Genomic DNA, 17048 nt, shown 5'->3' with positions numbered 1-17048 from the left:
TCATGAACAAGTTCTATCACCTAGGCACACTGGCCCGCCGTGAAGTCACCGCCCTGCTACACACGCTGACGCACAATGCTGCCGCCAATGCCGAGGGGATCCTCAACTACGTGGGCAGCAAGCTGAACCCCTACGACCCGCGCAAAGAGAAGGCCAAGGCACGGCACACATTGCGCCGGGTCAAGAAGGCTCTGAAGGCAGGGCGTATCCCGTTCGAGCTCACCGTGACGGGTTGCCGCATCGACCGGGGCAGCCATCAGGCTGACCGTTACTACTACGACCGCACACTACTGGCTCAAGGTTGGCAGCAATACGATACCGAAGAAGATGCGTGGTACTTCGGTATCTGGATTCACACCGAGAAGCTCGAGACCTTTACCTATGCCGAAGGGGATACCAGTCATGTGATTGCGCCGAATGTCGAGGCGTTTCGAGCCGAACTGGCGCGGCTCTACCAGTACCACCCACAAGCCCCGGCGTTTATCAGCATCGACCCGGAGGCGGGTGTGGTGACCCGCCATTTTGAAGCCAAACCGGAGGTGTGAAATGGCCAAACACATCACTATCAAGGTGCCCGGCAAACATCCGCAAACCGGCGAGCTCACCACCTTCGAACTCAAGGGCCAGCGCATGGATATCGACATCGGTGGCCAAGCCGTGCCCTTCCTCATTCACGGGAGGGGCATCGGCACCTCACTCACCCACATCCCGAGCGGCTATCGCATTGCGCTGCTCGGTGGCTGGCTCACTGCGCGTTACGCCATACCCGAGAATAAGCCCAGCAGAACAGACTGCGCCCAAATGGCCATAGACCGACTGGTAGCCCAATACGGCTCGCTGCACCTGCTTGACCGCCTTAATTGCAAGCCGGTTATCAATCAGATGTAACCCACAGCCCAGACAACAAGGAACCGCTCAATGACTAACCTCCTACCTGCAACAACGAACCCACTGGCAGGCCATTCGGTGATGCAGATGCTGGATGTCGCCATGAGTTCCATCATCGGCGATTACGATGACGCAGATCTGGTGCCGGAATGGCAATGGGTCAAGCAAAGGGCCTCCCATGAACATGTCGGTGTGAAAGATGACTCCGCCTATGAGTTCACCCTGAACCTGGCCATGGAGCTCGATGCCATTCCACCAGCACTGCAACCCTTGCTCACTGCCGCCCAGCAAGCTGGTGTGAACTACATCCTGTTTTACAACGGCTAGCCACCGCGAACATCTCATCGCTCATCAACAAACAACATAAAGGGCCAGCCCTCACAGGCTGGCCCTTTGCATCATTGGAGTCACCGAACATGACCCGTCTTATCACTGGACTCGAGGTACATCGCTATGCCCCCGAGCTTAACACGTTGCATCTGCGCAACCGGCAAACGTTACCAGCCCCCGGTATCACCACCATCAAAGAGGCCAAAGCCCGCCTGTTTAGCCGCTGGCAGCCAGGGCATCAGATAACCATCACCGTGAGCCATCCGGACTACGTCAATCTCTCCCGGCTCTACCGGGGGCGACTGGCAAGCCTGACAGACCTCCCCGAGCACCTGACCAGACTACGCCAGCGTCACAACGTACCCGGCACCATCATCCACACCCAATTGAGGTATCGCTAATCATGACCACGAAAACCACACACACCAACAACCAACACCCCGTAGCGCCAGACCACCCCAATCGGATTTTTGCACAGTGGGGCTAGCCCCATACCGTGACGCCACGCTTTGGCGCTCGTCTGATAAAGAGCCGCTACCGGCTCGATTTTCTATCCGATCGAGCCAGTCTGATCGGTGAGTGGAGTGAGGCGCAGATAGCCAATCTCGACCTGGCTTTCCCGGAGATCATCAAGGCACTGGAAGCCAAGCTGCTGACCGGCGAACTGGATGCCCAATGCCAGCACGGCATCACTATCCAGCACGGCGGCTTTACCTGCGAAGCCGATACCCTGGATAGCCACGGCTATGTCTATGTGGCGCTTGAGCCATCACTCTTTAGGAGGAAAACTGTGCAAGCAGCCTTCCCACATTTTTCGATGTTAATCAGATGGCGTCAGTTACCTGAACGTGGGTCATTTTTCCGGTATGATGCACATCATTTTCATTAGAAGTTCCGCCTCCTAACTTGCGAGGCGACACACAGGAATCACAGCATGACAAGCATTCAACAACGCGCCGCCCTGCAACGTCAGATCTGGGCTATTGCCAACGAGGTACGCGGTGCTGTCGATGGATGGGATTTTAAGCAGTATGTACTGGGTGCCCTGTTCTATCGCTTTATCAGCGAGAACTTTGCCAGTTACATCGAAGGCGGTGATGACAGCGTCGACTACGCAGAAATACCCGATAGCGTGATCACCCCGGAAATCAAAGAGGATGCTATCAAGACCAAGGGCTACTTTATTCGCCCCAGCGATCTTTTCGTGAATGTGGCCAAAAATGCCAATAGCAACGACAGCCTCAATACCGATCTTGCCCACATTTTTGCTGACATTGAAGCGTCGGCTAGTGGTTACCCGTCAGAGCGAGACATCAAAGGTCTATTCGCCGATTTCGATACGACCAGCAACCGTCTGGGTAACACGGTAAAAGATAAAAACACCCGTTTGGCAGCAGTGCTTAATGGCGTGGCCAAGCTGGATTTCGGCGATTTTGAAGATAGCCATATCGATCTCTTTGGCGATGCCTATGAGTTCCTTATCTCTAACTATGCCGCCAACGCCGGTAAATCTGGGGGCGAGTTCTTCACCCCGCAGTATGTCTCCAAGCTGATCGCCCAGCTTGCCATGCATGGCCAAAGTAGCGTCAACAAAATTTACGACCCGGCTTGCGGCTCCGGCTCGCTGCTTTTGCAAGCGAAGAAGCATTTCGACGCCCACATCATCGAAGATGGCTTCTTCGGGCAAGAGCTCAACCACACCACCTACAACTTGGCGCGGATGAACATGTTCTTGCACAACATCAACTACGACAAGTTCAATATCCAGTTGGGCGATACGCTGCGCGAACCCCACTTTGGCGACGACAAGCCGTTCGATGCCATCGTCTCCAACCCGCCCTATTCAGTGAAGTGGATAGGTTCGGATGACCCGACCCTGATCAACGATGACCGTTTTGCCCCCGCTGGCGTGCTCGCCCCCAAATCCAAAGCGGACTTTGCTTTTGTGCTGCACGCACTCAGCTACCTCTCCGCTAAAGGTCGCGCCGCCATCATCTGCTTCCCCGGCATCTTCTACCGTGGCGGGGCCGAGCAAAAGATCCGCAAATATCTGGTGGATAACAACTATGTGGAAACCGTAATCTCGCTGGCCCCCAATCTGTTCTACGGCACCACCATCGCGGTGAATATTCTGGTGCTCTCCAAGCACAAAACGGACACACGAACCCAGTTTATCGATGCCAGTGGGCTGTTTAAAAAAGAAAGCAATAACAATATCTTGCTGGACGAGCATATTGAGCAAATCATGGCGGTGTTTGACAGCAAGGCCAATGTCGACCACTTCGCCAAATCAGTACCTTTCGAGCAGGTCGCCGCTAACGACTATAACCTGTCAGTCAGCAGCTATGTGGAAGCCAAAGACAACCGTGAGGTGGTGGATATCACTCAGCTCAATGCCGAGCTGAAAACCACTGTGTCTAAAATCGACCAACTACGTAAAGAGATTGATGCCATCGTCGCCCAGATTGAGGGTTACGACAGCGAAGAGGAGGTGCTAGAAGCATGAGCTGCATACTTTTTTTGGACAAACTGCTGGATGGGGTTTCGGTAGAGTGGAAGCGTTTGGGGGTTGTTGCTGACATTAAACGCGGCACATCAATTACAAAAGCAAATGTTGTTGATGGCGATGTGCCAGTTATCGCGGGGGGGCGCACGCCTGCTTATTATCACAATGTTAGTAATCGTGATGGACAAACGATCGTTATTGCTGGTTCAGGAGCTTATGCGGGCTTTGTAAGTTGGTGGGAACAACCTATTTTCGTTTCAGATGCTTTTACAGTTAAAGCTAGTCAAATTTTATTGGCAAGATATTGCTACCACTTTCTGCTTAACATGCAACAACAACTGCATGAGTTAAAGAGTGGTGGTGGTGTTCCTCATGTTTACCCTCGTGATGTCGCTCCCATTGAAATCCCCATCCCCTGCCCAGATAACCCCGAAAAATCACTGAAAATCCAGGCCGAAATTGTCCGTATATTGGACACCTTCACCGAGCTTACCAACGAGCTTACCAACGAGCTTACTGCCCGTAAAAAGCAATACAACCACTATCGCGACCAATTGTTAAGTTTCGAAGACAAGGACGTGGAGTGGAAGACATTGGGGTCACTAGTTGACATAAACACCGGGTCAAAACCACCCGAAATTCTTGAAAGCGCGACAAGCTTTGATTACATCAATGCAGGAACATCCCGATCGGGCTATAGCGCAGCAAGTAATTGCTCTGGTGATACAGTCACAACTCCGTCGCGAGGTCAGGGTGGCATTGGCTACGTAGGCTACCAAAACAAGCCATTCTGGTTGGGGCCATTGTGTTACAAACTACGATCAACAGATTTGACAGTTTTGATCAATAAATACCTCTTTTACTTTCTTCAATCACGAAGCGAAATGCTGTTGGGCTTGAAAAAGGAAGGTGGGGTGCCTGCAGTCAATAAGTCTGACCTTGTTCAATTGGAAATACCCGTTCCTTCGGTCGAAGAACAGAAACGGATTGTGACCATCCTTGACAAGTTCGATGCACTGACCAACTCCATCACCGAGGGGCTGCCTCGCGAAATCGAGCTGCGTCAGAAACAATACGCGTATTACCGCGAGCTGTTGCTGAGCTTCCCCAAGCCGGAAGCGGTAGAGGTGTAACATGGGCAAAACGCTGACCGAAATCGCCCAGCAGTTAAAAGATAGCAACAAGAAAGTGCAACTGATCTACGCCTTCAACGGTACGGGCAAAACGCGCCTGTCGCGAGAGTTCAAGAAACTGATTGCGCCCAAAGCCAATGGCGAAGAAGGTGATGGGGAAGCCGATGCGCCCGAGTTATCACGCAACAAAATCCTCTATTACAACGCCTTCACCGAAGACTTGTTCTATTGGGATAACGACTTGGCGGGTGATGCCGAGTACAGGCTAAAGATCCAACCCAATGCTTATACCAGTTGGCTGCTGACGCTACTCAAGGATCTAGGTCAGGATGGAAATATCGTTCATTATTTCCAGCGTTATGCGAACGACAAGCTAACACCGCATTTTAGCCCCGACTTTGACGAAGTCACCTTTTCCCTGGAACGCGGCAACGAAGAGTCTTCCCCGCACATCAAGCTTTCCAAAGGCGAAGAGAGCAATTTCATCTGGAGTGTTTTCTACACCCTGCTGGACCAGACGGTGACGATTCTTAATGTTGCCGAGCCTGGCGAGCGCGAGACCAACGCCTTTGATCAACTGGAGTATGTGTTCATTGACGACCCAGTCAGCTCTCTCGATGAAAACCATTTGATTGAGCTGGCAGTCAATCTGGCCAGCCTGATCAAATTAAGCCAGCCCGATTTGAAGTTCATCGTCTCGACGCACAGCCCACTGTTCTATAACGTGCTTTTCAATGAATTGAACGGCAAGGCCTGCTACATGCTGGAGCGGTTTGAAGACGGCAGCTTTGCCCTCACTGAAAAACAGGGCGACTCCAACAAGAGCTTTTCCTACCATCTGCACTTGAAGCAGGTCATTGAGCAGGCAATTGAGGACAACAGGGTTGAACGGTTTCATTTCACCTTGTTGCGAAACCTCTACGAGAAAACAGCCAGCTTTTTGGGTTACCCCAAATGGTCAGAACTCTTGCCGGATGACAAGCAGCTTTATCTAAGCAGAATAATTAATTTCACAAGCCACAACACGCTATCGAACGAAGCCGTTGCAGAGCCAACACAAGCCGAGAAAGCGATTGTCAAGTTGTTGCTCGAGCATTTGAAGAACAATTATGGCTACTGGCAGCAGGAGCACCAAAATGGCTGATTATAAAACCATCGCAGAATCCAACAAATTTATCGTGCTGGATAAATACACTAAGGAGTGGTCGGTTGCTGAAAGCTATCAGAGCGAAAGTGATCTTGAACGCGAGCTAATTGAAGATCTGGTCAATCAAGGTTATGAGTTCCTGCCCACCCTGAATAACCCTGCGGCCATGCTCGCCAATGTGCGCGAACAGTTGCAAACGCTCAATAACGTAGCGTTTCTTGATGGCGAATGGCAGCGTTTTGTTGAGACCTTCCTCGATAAGCCCAGCGACAGCATCGTCGATAAGACCCGCAAGATCCACGATGACTATATCCATGACTTCGTTTTTGATGATGGCCGAATTAAAAACATATACCTGCTGGATAAGAAGAACACCGTCCGCAACAAGGTACAGGTGATCAAGCAGTTTGAACAAACCGGCAGCCTTGCCAATCGCTATGATGTGACGATCCTGGTGAACGGTCTGCCACTGGTACAGATCGAGCTTAAAAAACGTGGTGTGGCGATCCGCGAAGCCTTTAATCAGGTCCACCGCTACAGCAAAGAAAGCTTTAACAGTAAGCACTCTTTGTTCAAATATTTACAGCTGTTTGTCATCTCCAACGGCACCGATAGTCGCTATTTTGCCAATACCACGACACGCAATAAAAACAGCTTCGACTTCACAATGAACTGGGCGAAGTCGGACAACGCGCTTATCAAGGATCTGAAGGACTTTACTGCAACCTTCTTTCAGAAACACACATTGCTCAATGTGCTGCTGCATTACTCAGTGTTCGACATCAGCAACACCTTGCTGGTGATGCGCCCTTACCAGATTGCCGCCACCGAGCGCATTCTGTGGAAGATCAACAGTGCATATCAGACAAAGAACTGGAGTAATACCGAAAGCGGCGGCTATATCTGGCACACCACAGGTTCAGGCAAAACCTTGACTAGCTTTAAAGCGGCGCGGCTGGCCACCGAACTGGAGTTTATCGACAAGGTATTCTTCGTGGTGGACCGTAAAGATCTGGATTACCAGACCATGAAGGAGTACCAGCGCTTTTCACCCGATAGCGTCAATGGTTCGGACAGCACTGCGGGCCTTAAGCGTAATCTGGAGAAGGATGACAACAAGATCATCGTCACGACCATCCAGAAGCTCAATAATTTGATAAAGAGCGAAGCTGACTTGCCGATTTACGGCAAGCAGGTGGTCTTTATTTTCGATGAATGCCATCGCAGCCAATTTGGCGAGGCACAGAAAAACCTCAAGAAAAAGTTCAAGAAGTTCTACCAGTTTGGCTTTACCGGCACGCCCATCTTCCCGCAGAACGCGCTGGGCGCAGACACCACCGCCAGTGTGTTTGGCCGAGAGCTGCACTCTTATGTCATCACCGATGCTATTCGCGATGAAAAAGTGCTCAAGTTCAAGGTTGACTACAACGATGTGCGCCCGCAGTTCAAAGCAATCGAAACAGAGCAAGATGAGAAGAAACTGAGCGCTGCGGAAAACAAGCAGGCCTTACTACATCCGGATCGTATTCGTGAGATCACCAAGTACATCCTGAACAACTTTCGGCAAAAGACCCATCGTCTTCAAGCGAACGCCAAGGGCTTTAATGCCATGTTTGCGGTGAGCAGCGTGGAGGCGGCCAAGCTCTACTACGAGTCGTTCAAGGCATTGCAGCAAAAGAGTAATAAGCCACTTAAAGTTGCCACCATCTTTTCGTTTGCCGCCAATGAAGAGCAGGATGCAGTGGGCGACATCGAAGATGAGAGCTTTGATGTCTCTGCCATGAATAGCAGTGCCAAGGAGTTTTTAAGCGCAGCTATCGAAGACTATAACGCGCTCTTTAAAACCAATTTCAGCGTGGACAGCAATAGTTTTCAGAACTATTACCGCGACTTGGCCAAACAGGTTAAGGCTAAGGAGATCGACCTGCTAATCGTGGTGGGTATGTTCCTGACCGGCTTTGATGCCCCCACGCTGAACACACTGTTTGTGGACAAGAACTTGCGCTACCACGGGCTGATGCAGGCTTACTCGCGCACCAACCGCATTTTTGACGCTACCAAAACCTTCGGCAATATCGTCACTTTCCGGGACCTAGAGCAGGCGACTATCGATGCCATCACCCTGTTTGGTGACAAGAACACCAAGAACGTAGTATTGGAAAAGAGCTACAAAGAGTACATGGAAGGCTTTACCGATATCGTAACTGGTCAAGCACGGCGCGGCTTTATGGATGTGGTTAACGAGCTGGAGCAGCGCTTTCCTGATCCTGCGGCCATTGAGAAAGAGGCCGACAAGAAAGCGTTCGCGAAACTCTTTGGCGAGTATCTACGCGTAGAGAATTTGCTACAAAACTATGACGAGTTTGCCAGCCTGAAGGCCCTGCAAAGCGTAGATATGAGCGATCCTGAAGCGGTCGAGGCATTTAAAGCCGAACACTATCTGGATGATGCAAAGCTGGCCGAGTTGCAGACCATTCGCCTGCCTGCCGAACGCACAATCCAAGACTACCGTTCTACTTACAATGACATCCGAGATTGGCAGCGTCGGCAAAAATCAGCAGAGGAGAAAGACAAATCCACCATCGATTGGGATGACATCGTATTTGAGGTGGATCTGCTCAAATCCCAGGAGATCAACCTCGACTACATACTTGAGCTGATCTATGAGCACAACAAGAAAACCAGAAGCAAAGCCGAGCTGGTAGACGAAGTACGCCGCCTGATCCGTGCAAGCCTTGGCAATCGAGCTAAGGAGAGCCTGCTGGTCGATTTTATCAATCAAACCGACTTGGACCAGATTGGTGATGCCGCAAGCGTCATCGAAGCGTTCTACGCGTTTGCTCAGGCTGAGCAACGACGAGAAGCAGATGAGCTGATCAGCTCTGAAAATCTGAATGTGGAAGCGGCAAAGCGGTATATCAGTACTTCGCTCAAGCGCGAATTCGCCAGCGAAAACGGCACCGAGCTCAATTCACTGTTGCCCAAGATGAGCCCGCTAAACCCGCAATATCTGACCAAAAAACAGAGCGTTTTCCAGAAGATCGCGGCGTTTGTAGAGAAGTACAAGGGCGTGGGTGGTGACATTTAGTCAATATACTACTCCATGCCAAAACGGATGGATTACTGGAGTTGGTAAAAATGCAATCGTTTGAAATATTGAGTGATGAAGAGTTCGATGAGCTGGAGGCGCTGCTGGAGCGCTACGGCAGTGAAAACAGCATAGCCTCTATGTCGATGCTCGATGGCTTTTTGACAGCTGTGGTCTCTGGCCCTCACCTCATCATGCCGAGCTCTTGGCTCCCTGCAATTTGGGGTGGCGAGCAGGATCAACCCGAGTGGCAAAGCGAAGCTGAGCTGGAGCGCTTTATCGATCTGGTGATGCGCCACAGCAACGACATTGCGACCACGCTGACCTATGCGGCAGAAGACTATTTCCCGGTGGCACCGGAGTTTGAACGACACGGAGAGTGGGTCCCTCTGATCCATGACTGGTGTGGGGGTTACCTAGGGGCGATTGAATTGGCACCATGGCCCGCTCTGCCCGCACCTGAAGCTGCTGCACTGGCGATGATCAGTGAACCGCTGGAGAAGATGCCTACATCGCTCGAAGCGCTCAGCAATGAACACCTGCAAGAACAAGCCACTAAAGCCCGCTTTGCCGCTCGTATCCTGCATGCCCACTTTCTGGCGCAACGAAGTGAACGCCCGGCACGTTCTCAACCAGTGGTGGCACCCATCAAGATTGGCCGCAACGAGCCGTGCCCCTGTGGCAGCGGCAAGAAGTACAAGCAGTGCTGTTTGCACTGACCAACACAATAGATAGCAAGAGAGGGCCAATGGCCCTCTCTTGTTTTGGGTAACTTGAGGGAGGCGTGGCAATGAACTGTCCAAAGGAGTGCTATCAAGGGGTAGGACAGCCAACACCTAATGGCATACTCACTGGCATACCAAAAATCTCAGATACAAAAAAGCCCAACCGAATCAATCAGTTGGGCTATATAGATGGCGGAGGAGGTGGGATTTGAACCCACGGATGGTCGCCCATCGCCGGTTTTCAAGACCGGTGCATTCAGCCGCTCTGCCACCCCTCCGCGACAGTGCGGCGAATATTACCCATGGCGATTGCCCTTGTAAATCCCCTCGACGCTCGTTTGCCGATTTATTGGGCTAAATGACGCACAAAGCCGTCAATTTGAGCATAACCAGCGCTTTTTCAACCAGATAACTTGACTTGAAAACAGACTCACCCACTATAGTCAGCATCCCGAAATCCCCAGCAAGATGGACTTATGAAAATCAAACATGCCCTGCTTTGTGCCCTGACGGGTGCCACCCTGCTTGCGGCGCCGGTTCAGGCGAGCGAACTGACCAAGAGCGACGTGGAACAGATAGTGCGCGACTATCTGGTCAAGAACCCGGAGATCCTGGTCGAGATGTCCAACGCCCTGCGCGCTAAGCAGGAGAGCCAGCAGGCCGAGAGCGACAAGACCTTGATCAAGGCACATGCCAAGCAGCTCTATAGCAACCAGGACCCGGAAACCGGCAATCCCAAGGGCAGCCTGACCGTGGTCGAATTCTTCGACTACAACTGCGGCTACTGCAAACGCGCCCACCCGCTGATCAAGCAGCTGCTGGCGGAAGACAAGGACATTCGCTACATCTACAAGCAGTTCCCGATCCTGAGCGAGACCTCCTACTTCGCCGCTCGCGCCGCCCTGGCGGTACAGCTGGGTCAGCCCGACAAGTACCAGGCCTTCCACGAGAAGCTGTACGCCCATCAGGGCCCGCTGGCCGACGAAGCACAGGTGAAGCAGCTGGCGGAAGCAGCTGGCGTCAACTGGAGCAAGGTTGAAGCCAAGATCAAGGATGGCAGCATCGATCAGAATCTAGGCACCAACCGGGCGCTGGCCGAAGCCATGAGCATCTCTGGCACCCCGGCCTTCATCATCGGCGATCAGATCCTGCGCGGTGCCCCCCGTGATCTGACCAGCCTGAAAGGCTTCATCAAGGATGTGCGTGCCGGCAAGAGCATTCAGTAATCCCGCTCAGGCACATAAAAAACGCCCCGGCATGCCGGGGCGTTTTGCTATTCAGGCTGCAAACCATCAGGTCTGATGGGCCGTCGCGAGAAGCTGTCAGCAAGGCGAAGAGCAGCACAGGGACCCGGGTTTATATGAATAAATGAGGTTCCCGAGCAGCACATGACCCTTGATCACGGCTTCGCAGCAGGGCCATAACCGTTCGGGTTCTGGCTTTGCCAGCGCCAGGTATCGATCATCATCCGCTCCAGACCGCGCTCGGCCTGCCAGCCCAGCTCGGCACGAGCCTTGTGCGGCTCGGCCCAGCACTCGGCGATGTCGCCGGGGCGACGGGGCTTGATCTGGTAGGGAATGGTACAGCCGCTGGCCGCTTCAAATGCCTTGATCATCTCCAGCACCGAATAGCCCTGACCGGTCCCCAGGTTGTAGGTAAAGACCCCGGTATCCGACGCGATGCGCGCCAGCGCTTTGAGGTGACCGATGGCGAGATCCACCACGTGGATGTAATCGCGCACCCCGGTACCGTCCGGTGTCGGGTAGTCGTTGCCAAACACCCCCAGCTCCTTGAGCTTGCCCACCCCCACCTGACTGATATAGGGCAGCAGGTTGTTGGGAATACCGTTGGGATCTTCCCCGATAAGGCCGCTCTCGTGGGCACCGACCGGGTTGAAGTAGCGCAGCAGCACGATGGCCCAGCGGGGATCGGATTTGGCGAGATCCTGCAGGATCTCCTCCACCATCAGCTTGGAGCGGCCATAAGGGTTGGTGGCGCTGGTGGGGAAATCTTCCCGCAGCGGTACCGAGGCCGGATCGCCGTAGACGGTGGCCGAGGAGCTGAATACCAGCCGGAACACGCCGGCTTTTGCCATCTCTTCACACAGCACCAGGGTGCCGGTGATGTTGTTCTGGTAATAGGTGAGCGGGATCTGGCTCGACTCGCCAACCGCCTTGAGCCCGGCGAAATGGATCACCGACTCGATCTGGTGATCGGCAAACAGCTGTTGCAGGCAAGTCCGATCCAGCACATCCCCTTCGACGAAGATGACCGGCTTGCCGGTGATCTGCTCGACCCGCTTGAGAGACTCGGGGGAGGAGTTGGAGAGGTTGTCCAGCACCACGACCTGTTGCCCGGCGTTCAATAACTCAACCAGGGTGTGGGAGCCGATATAGCCGGCGCCTCCTGTGACCAGAATTGTCATTTTTTATCCCGCGTTCTGTTGAAACTGGGTGGAGTTTACCCGCCCAACCTCAGCAGGAAAAGCATGAGATACCAATGAAGCCATCAATAGTCGATGCTGACATCCCCCCTGACTGTGCAGGAGCAGGCCAGTGCCACCCCACTCTCCAGATCCTGCGGGCTCAAGGTCATCACGCTCTGGCGCTCGATCTCACCTTCCGTGGTACAGCGACAGGCGCCGCATACCCCGGCCCGGCAGGCGGCCATCATGGTCTCCCCCGCCCCCTCCAGCGCCGCCAGCAGGGTCTGCCCCGGCAGTATCTTCACCTTCTTGCCGCTCTTTTTGAGGGTCAGCCAGAAGTGGTCGCTGCCGGCCGCAACTGGCGCCGTGCTCGATGTTGCAGCAGGCAGGCCGAACGACTCCTGGTGCAACTGCGCTGCCGGCAGGCCGAGCCCGGCCAGCATTTCGCTCACTGCCTCCATGTAAGGGGCTGGGCCGCACAGATAGACGTGGCGACTCAATAGATCCGGTGCCAATTCCTTCAACATCTCCGGTGTGAGCCGGCCAACCCAGGGATAAGCCGCCGGCGCCTCTTCCCCAACTTTCTCCAGCACTAAAGCGTGGCGCACACCGGCATGGGTCGCGGCCAGCGCAGCCAGTTCGGCTGCGAAGATCACATCCTCCGGCGAGCGGGCACTGTGAATGAAGCGGATGTCGGCGTCCGGCCGCTTGGCCAGCTCGTCGCGCAGCATGGCCCACATGGGGGTGATGCCGGAGCCGGCGCTCAAGAGCAGCGGCCGCTCGCAGGGCAAGGCCGTCAGATTGAAGTCGCCGAACGGGCCATCCACCCGGATCTCGTCCCCCACCTGCAGGGTCTGGTGCAGATGGTGGGAGACCAGCCCGACATCCTTGATGGTGACCTGCCAGAAAGGGTCCTGCGGGCTGGAGGATAGGGTATAGGCACGGCAGTGGGGCTTGCCGTCAATCTCGGTGTGCAGCGTCACGCACTGGCCGGCCAGCACGGCGGGCAGACTGCCCGTCTGCGGCACGAACTGCCAGCTCGCCACGTCGTGGGTATCCGCCCGGCGGCCGATGCACCTGAGGGTGAGGGAGGTGGAGGTCATCGCAAGGCTCCTCTTGTTGAAAATGTTGGAAAGGGGTCGCTAAAAAAAGGCGAGCCATCAGGCTCGCCAAAGGCTTACAACATGCTGAGCGTGTAAGGCTGTCTCTTTGCTCAGGCCGCCAGGATCTCGGCCAGATCGGCTTCTGCAGTGGTGGTGCCCTTGAGGCCAAATTGCTCCTCCAGCACTTTGAGCAGGGCCGGGGTGAGGAAGGCCGGGGCGGTCGGGCCGGTACGGATGTCCTTCACGCCCAGCGCCAGCAGGGTGAGCAGGATCACGATGGCCTTTTGCTCGAACCAGGAGAGCACCAGGGTCAGCGGCAGATCGTTGACGCCACACTCGAACGCTTCGGAGAGCGCCAGCGCCAGCTGGATGGCAGAGTAGGCATCATTGCACTGACCCACGTCCAGCAGACGGGGAATACCGCCGATGTCGCCGAAATCGAGCTTGTTGAACTTGTACTTGCCGCAGCCCAGGGTCAGCAGCAGGCTGTCCTGCGGGATCGCCTTGGCAAACTCGGTGTAGTAGGCGCGCTCGGCACGGTCACCGTCACAGCCACCGACCAGGAAGAAGTGGCTGATTTCGCCGGCCTTGACCTTGTCGATCACCGCAGGGGCAGCCTGCATCAAGGCGTTACGGGCAAAACCGATGGTGATGAAGTGCTCCAGCTCAACGTGCTTGAAGCCTTCCAGCGCTTGCGCCTTGGCAACGACGGCGGAGAAATCTTCCCCTTCCAGATGGGTCACGCCCGGCCAGCCGACGATGGAGCGAGTGAAGATGCGATCCGAGTAGTTGCCCACGTTCGGGTCGATAATGCAGTTGGAGGTCATCACCACGGCGCCCGGGAAGTTGGCAAACTCCTTCTGCTGGTTCTGCCAGGCGGAGCCGTAGTTGCCCACCAGGTGCGGGTACTGCTTGAAGAAGGGGTAGGCCAGCGCCGGCAGCATCTCGCCATGGGTGTAGACCTTGATGTCCGTCCCCTTGGTCTGCTCCAGGATGAGCTTGAGATCCACCATGTCGTGACCGGAGACCAGGATGCACTTGCCCGGTACCGGAGTAACGCGTACCTGAGTCGGCTCAGGGTGGCCGAAGGCGGTGGTTTCACCGAGATCCAGCATCTCCATGATCTTGAAGTTGAGCAGGCCAATGTCCATGGCGCACTTGAACAGCGGATCCAGATCGCTCGGATCCGTACCGAGCCAGCTCATGATGCGGTGGAATTCGGCGGCTACCTCGCTGTCTTGCTGATCCAGCACCCGGGCGTGCTCCATGTAGGCGGCGGCGCCCTTGAGGCCGTAGAGGCAGAGCAGGCGCAGCCCCATGATGTCTTCGTTGACCTCGTTCTTGCCGCGGTTGACCGCGGTCTGCGGTGCCTGGGCCAGCTGGGCCAGCAGATCGGCACCCGGCTCGAAACGGGCGGCAGCAGGAAGTGTGTCGGCCTGCACCGCCAGCGGTGCCAGCTTGGCAGCCAGCTGCTGGCGATAGCTCAGCGCCTGATTGACATAGGCCACGATGCGGGCGGAGTCGAAGTTGACGTTGGTGAGGGTGGCGAAGAAGGCCTTGGGTACGAAGGCATCGATCTCGCTGTCGACGATGCCGTGCTCGCGGGCGGCCAGCGCCCAGGCGCTCAGCCCCTGCAGGGTATAGATCAGCACATCCTGCAGATCAGAAGTTTCAGCCGTCTTGCCGCACATACCTTGTGCATAGGCGCAGCCGTTGCCTGCCGGGGTACGAATTGTCTGTTCACATTGCACACAAAACATCATGCCTCTCCTAATTGGACATTTCAGTTGTTTGTTTTGTGGCGATTCTATTCCCCTCGTGGAAAACTTAATAGGCATTCAATTTGACAATTCAGTTTTCATTGATGCAGATCAAAAACAAAAAAAGCCGCCCAAACAGGGCGGCAAGCGGGTGGATAAAAGGAGAGACAACTCAGGTTTGCAACAGAACACGGTAAGGGAACGGGTCGGGCTGGCGTCTGGTCAGGTAGCACCTGCCCTTGACTTCATCAAGCCGGCATACTTCGTATGCATCCGGCTTGGTTAACTATCAGGCTAAATAAGCACGCAGCATCCAGACCAGTTTCTCCTGCTGCTGCACATAGTCGGAGAGAATGGACGCGGTCCCTTCATCACCGGCATCGGCGGCCTGCCCCAGGATGCGGCGCTGGGCCACCAGCAGTTTGCGGAAACTCTCCAGCAGGGATTCGACGCAGGCACGACCGTCGTGCAGCCCCTTCTGCTCGGCAATGGCGGAAACGTTCAGGTAATCGCTGAAGCTGTGCAGCGGTACGCCATCCAGGGTCAGGATGCGCTCGGCCAGAGCATCGACCTTCAGCAACAGGTCGTTGTAAATCTCTTCAAACTTCAGGTGCAGCTCGAAGAACTGGTTGCCGCGGATGTTCCAGTGGAAGCCGCGAACGTTCATGTAAAGGATCTGGTAGCTGGCCAGCAACTTGTTCAGTTCGGCGGCCAACGCTTGTGATTGAACGGTATCAAGACCAATCGGACTCTTCATGTTTCACCTCCAGATTTGACGACCTGGTCATCTTAGAACCCATCAGACTCGAAAGGTAATCGTTAAGACCTAACTGATTGATAGCGAGCGACTATCGTCCGCGTTGCCGACCTGGCGGGGCGCACTCATTCAGGCTGCCGCTCGATGTAGAGGATCACCTCCCCCAGCTGGATGCCGAACTTGCTGATGGCGGCCCGGTTGATCAAACGATCCTGGTCGAGCAGGTACATCCAGTCATCGAAACTCACCCGAACCACGCTGCCGTCGGGCAGCGCCAGATCGAGCTGATAGCGCCAGTTGAGGGCAAAGCCGGCCGTCTTGCCTACTGCCTCCCCCACCACGTCGGCGGCCGTGCCGCGCCAGTGACCATCCGCCCCCTTGCTCAAAAACCAGGTGCGGGTCTGCTGGCGCCCGTCGTCAAAGTAGAACTGCTCGAACAGCTCCCCCTTGCCCCCCTGCCAGCGGCCGCGCATCTCTACCCGAAAACGGCTGGTCACCTCGCCGCTGCGATCGGTCACCAGACCATGCGCCGTCAGCTTGCCATCGAAGAAGCGGGCGAGATCCCACTCGGGACCCCGATCGCGATACTCCTCCAGACTGCTGCCACAGCCGGCCAGCAGCAGGAACGGCAACAACAGCAGGTAGCGCCAGGTGCGGGTGTACGACATGAACCTCTTTTGCATCAGAACTCTCCTCGCAGGCTGCGGGTAAGCGCCGGATCACGGCTCCCTTCTGCCAGCCAGATGGCGAGGAAGGCCGCCGAAAATTGCGGATCGGCGAGGGTGCCGAGCGGCTTGTCCCGCCACCAGAAATGGCCCGCGCCGCCCTTGTCGACATAGAAAGTAAGCCGGTCACCCGCCTGGACATCGGGCCAGAGTGCGGCGAGCCGGCCAAGCCACTCCTGGCGCTGCTGCTCGCTGCCAAGCCCCAGTCGCTGCCACTCGGCGGCGGTGGCGCGCAAGAGATCTTGCCGTTCGATGGTTCTGGCGTAGGTGAGGCTGAGCGCCTGAGGATAGTGACCCGGCCGATAGCGGCCGTTCTCGCTGTAGAGGGTGGCGTCATAGAGCTTGAACCAGAGCCAGCTCATCTCGCCGCGCCCGACCGGGTGCAGCTGCTGCCAGGGGGTGATCAGGGCTTGCCCGGTCTGGGCGAAAGGGGTCAGCGGTAGGCTCAATCCTGCCAGCAG

17 protein-coding genes and 1 tRNA gene are annotated in these 17048 nt (G+C 55.3%); 11 read left to right on the top strand and 7 right to left on the bottom strand.

Annotation, left to right across the window (positions count from 1 at the left end; all coding sequences use genetic code 11):
* Positions 1 to 2: 2 nt before the first annotated feature.
* The 10 genes from PG897_RS05900 (at position 3) to PG897_RS05855 (ending at position 9811) form a co-directional block, all read left to right on the top strand.
* Positions 3 to 545, top strand: a complete 543-nt coding sequence (locus PG897_RS05900; RefSeq protein WP_124240610.1) for a hypothetical protein — start codon at positions 3 to 5, stop codon at positions 543 to 545.
* Position 546: 1 nt separating this feature from the next.
* Entirely contained in the window at positions 547 to 888 is a 342-nt protein-coding gene (locus PG897_RS05895) for a hypothetical protein (RefSeq protein ID WP_124240609.1), read from the top strand.
* Between the two features lie 30 nt (positions 889 to 918).
* Positions 919 to 1215 (top strand): hypothetical protein, encoded by a 297-nt coding sequence (locus PG897_RS05890; RefSeq protein WP_124240608.1) that lies wholly within the window; start codon positions 919 to 921, stop codon positions 1213 to 1215.
* An 89-nt stretch (positions 1216 to 1304) separates the two neighbouring features.
* Positions 1305 to 1619, top strand: a complete 315-nt coding sequence (locus tag PG897_RS05885) for a hypothetical protein (protein ID WP_124240607.1) — start codon at positions 1305 to 1307, stop codon at positions 1617 to 1619.
* A 95-nt stretch (positions 1620 to 1714) separates the two neighbouring features.
* The gene (locus PG897_RS05880; protein ID WP_198505430.1) at positions 1715 to 2107 is read left to right on the top strand and encodes a type IV toxin-antitoxin system YeeU family antitoxin; all 393 of its coding nucleotides are present in this window, start codon (positions 1715 to 1717) and stop codon (positions 2105 to 2107) included.
* Between the two features lie 45 nt (positions 2108 to 2152).
* Positions 2153 to 3724 carry a type I restriction-modification system subunit M gene (locus tag PG897_RS05875; RefSeq protein ID WP_270828787.1) on the top strand — a complete coding sequence of 524 codons (1572 nt, stop codon included), beginning with the start codon at positions 2153 to 2155 and terminating at the stop codon, positions 3722 to 3724.
* Positions 3721 to 4857: a restriction endonuclease subunit S gene (locus PG897_RS05870; RefSeq protein ID WP_270828786.1), complete on the top strand. Its 1137-nt coding sequence runs from the start codon at positions 3721 to 3723 to the stop codon at positions 4855 to 4857. The genes PG897_RS05875 and PG897_RS05870 overlap by 4 nt, the downstream gene beginning before the upstream one ends.
* A gap of 1 nt (position 4858) precedes the next feature.
* Positions 4859 to 6001: an AAA family ATPase gene (locus tag PG897_RS05865; protein ID WP_198505428.1), complete on the top strand. Its 1143-nt coding sequence runs from the start codon at positions 4859 to 4861 to the stop codon at positions 5999 to 6001.
* A complete protein-coding gene (locus PG897_RS05860) occupies positions 5994 to 9092 on the top strand; it encodes a type I restriction endonuclease subunit R (RefSeq protein ID WP_198505427.1) in 3099 nt (1032 codons plus the stop codon). Before PG897_RS05865 ends, PG897_RS05860 begins: the two co-directional genes overlap by 8 nt.
* A gap of 50 nt (positions 9093 to 9142) precedes the next feature.
* Complete coding sequence (locus tag PG897_RS05855; RefSeq protein WP_043852158.1) at positions 9143 to 9811, top strand: UPF0149 family protein; 669 nt, start codon at positions 9143 to 9145, stop codon at positions 9809 to 9811.
* Between the two features lie 196 nt (positions 9812 to 10007).
* On the opposite strand, the gene PG897_RS05850 is transcribed toward PG897_RS05855, so the two are convergent.
* Positions 10008 to 10095, bottom strand: a tRNA-Ser gene (locus PG897_RS05850).
* Between the two features lie 198 nt (positions 10096 to 10293).
* Between PG897_RS05850 and PG897_RS05845 the strand changes: the two genes are divergently transcribed.
* Positions 10294 to 11043: a DsbA family protein gene (locus PG897_RS05845; RefSeq protein WP_043171086.1), complete on the top strand. Its 750-nt coding sequence runs from the start codon at positions 10294 to 10296 to the stop codon at positions 11041 to 11043.
* A gap of 173 nt (positions 11044 to 11216) precedes the next feature.
* Here PG897_RS05845 and galE read toward each other — a convergent pair whose 3' ends face one another.
* The 6 genes from galE to PG897_RS05815 all read right to left on the bottom strand — a co-directional run bounded on the left by galE (position 11217) and on the right by PG897_RS05815 (position 17036).
* On the bottom strand, positions 11217 to 12242 hold the full coding sequence (gene galE / locus PG897_RS05840) for a UDP-glucose 4-epimerase GalE (RefSeq protein WP_201885090.1): 1026 nt from the start codon (positions 12240 to 12242) through the stop codon (positions 11217 to 11219).
* A gap of 83 nt (positions 12243 to 12325) precedes the next feature.
* A complete protein-coding gene (locus PG897_RS05835) occupies positions 12326 to 13345 on the bottom strand; it encodes a hybrid-cluster NAD(P)-dependent oxidoreductase (protein ID WP_201885091.1) in 1020 nt (339 codons plus the stop codon).
* 110 nt (positions 13346 to 13455) lie between these two features.
* Complete coding sequence (hcp, locus tag PG897_RS05830) at positions 13456 to 15105, bottom strand: hydroxylamine reductase (protein ID WP_201880276.1); 1650 nt, start codon at positions 15103 to 15105, stop codon at positions 13456 to 13458.
* A 289-nt stretch (positions 15106 to 15394) separates the two neighbouring features.
* The gene (locus PG897_RS05825) at positions 15395 to 15862 is read right to left on the bottom strand and encodes a Dps family protein (protein WP_043171081.1); all 468 of its coding nucleotides are present in this window, start codon (positions 15860 to 15862) and stop codon (positions 15395 to 15397) included.
* Positions 15863 to 15987: 125 nt separating this feature from the next.
* Positions 15988 to 16545 (bottom strand): DUF3833 domain-containing protein, encoded by a 558-nt coding sequence (locus PG897_RS05820; RefSeq protein ID WP_043171080.1) that lies wholly within the window; start codon positions 16543 to 16545, stop codon positions 15988 to 15990.
* Positions 16545 to 17036: a chalcone isomerase family protein gene (locus tag PG897_RS05815; RefSeq protein ID WP_043171079.1), complete on the bottom strand. Its 492-nt coding sequence runs from the start codon at positions 17034 to 17036 to the stop codon at positions 16545 to 16547. The genes PG897_RS05820 and PG897_RS05815 overlap by 1 nt, the downstream gene beginning before the upstream one ends.
* Between the last annotated feature and the right edge of the window lie 12 nt (positions 17037 to 17048).

Source organism: Aeromonas sp. QDB20 (genome assembly GCF_027707805.1).
GTDB classification, from domain to species: Bacteria; Pseudomonadota; Gammaproteobacteria; order Enterobacterales; family Aeromonadaceae; genus Aeromonas; species Aeromonas dhakensis.
This window is presented reverse-complemented; position numbering and strand designations above follow the sequence as displayed.

Bases quoted from the DNA above. Each gene is read 5' to 3' on its own strand.
- PG897_RS05820 (WP_043171080.1), bottom strand. From the start codon at position 16,545: ATGCAAAAGAGGTTCATGTCGTACACCCGCACCTGGCGCTACCTGCTG.
- PG897_RS05835 (WP_201885091.1), bottom strand. From the start codon at position 13,345: ATGACCTCCACCTCCCTCACCCTCAGGTGCATCGGCCGCCGGGCGGAT.
- hcp (WP_201880276.1), bottom strand. From the start codon at position 15,105: ATGTTTTGTGTGCAATGTGAACAGACAATTCGTACCCCGGCAGGCAAC.
- PG897_RS05845 (WP_043171086.1), top strand. From the start codon at position 10,294: ATGAAAATCAAACATGCCCTGCTTTGTGCCCTGACGGGTGCCACCCTG.
- PG897_RS05900 (WP_124240610.1), top strand. From the start codon at position 3: ATGAACAAGTTCTATCACCTAGGCACACTGGCCCGCCGTGAAGTCACC.
- PG897_RS05895 (WP_124240609.1), top strand. From the start codon at position 547: ATGGCCAAACACATCACTATCAAGGTGCCCGGCAAACATCCGCAAACC.
- PG897_RS05825 (WP_043171081.1), bottom strand. From the start codon at position 15,862: ATGAAGAGTCCGATTGGTCTTGATACCGTTCAATCACAAGCGTTGGCC.
- PG897_RS05855 (WP_043852158.1), top strand. From the start codon at position 9,143: ATGCAATCGTTTGAAATATTGAGTGATGAAGAGTTCGATGAGCTGGAG.
- galE (WP_201885090.1), bottom strand. From the start codon at position 12,242: ATGACAATTCTGGTCACAGGAGGCGCCGGCTATATCGGCTCCCACACC.
- PG897_RS05875 (WP_270828787.1), top strand. From the start codon at position 2,153: ATGACAAGCATTCAACAACGCGCCGCCCTGCAACGTCAGATCTGGGCT.
- PG897_RS05890 (WP_124240608.1), top strand. From the start codon at position 919: ATGACTAACCTCCTACCTGCAACAACGAACCCACTGGCAGGCCATTCG.
- PG897_RS05885 (WP_124240607.1), top strand. From the start codon at position 1,305: ATGACCCGTCTTATCACTGGACTCGAGGTACATCGCTATGCCCCCGAG.
- PG897_RS05870 (WP_270828786.1), top strand. From the start codon at position 3,721: ATGAGCTGCATACTTTTTTTGGACAAACTGCTGGATGGGGTTTCGGTA.
- PG897_RS05860 (WP_198505427.1), top strand. From the start codon at position 5,994: ATGGCTGATTATAAAACCATCGCAGAATCCAACAAATTTATCGTGCTG.
- PG897_RS05865 (WP_198505428.1), top strand. From the start codon at position 4,859: ATGGGCAAAACGCTGACCGAAATCGCCCAGCAGTTAAAAGATAGCAAC.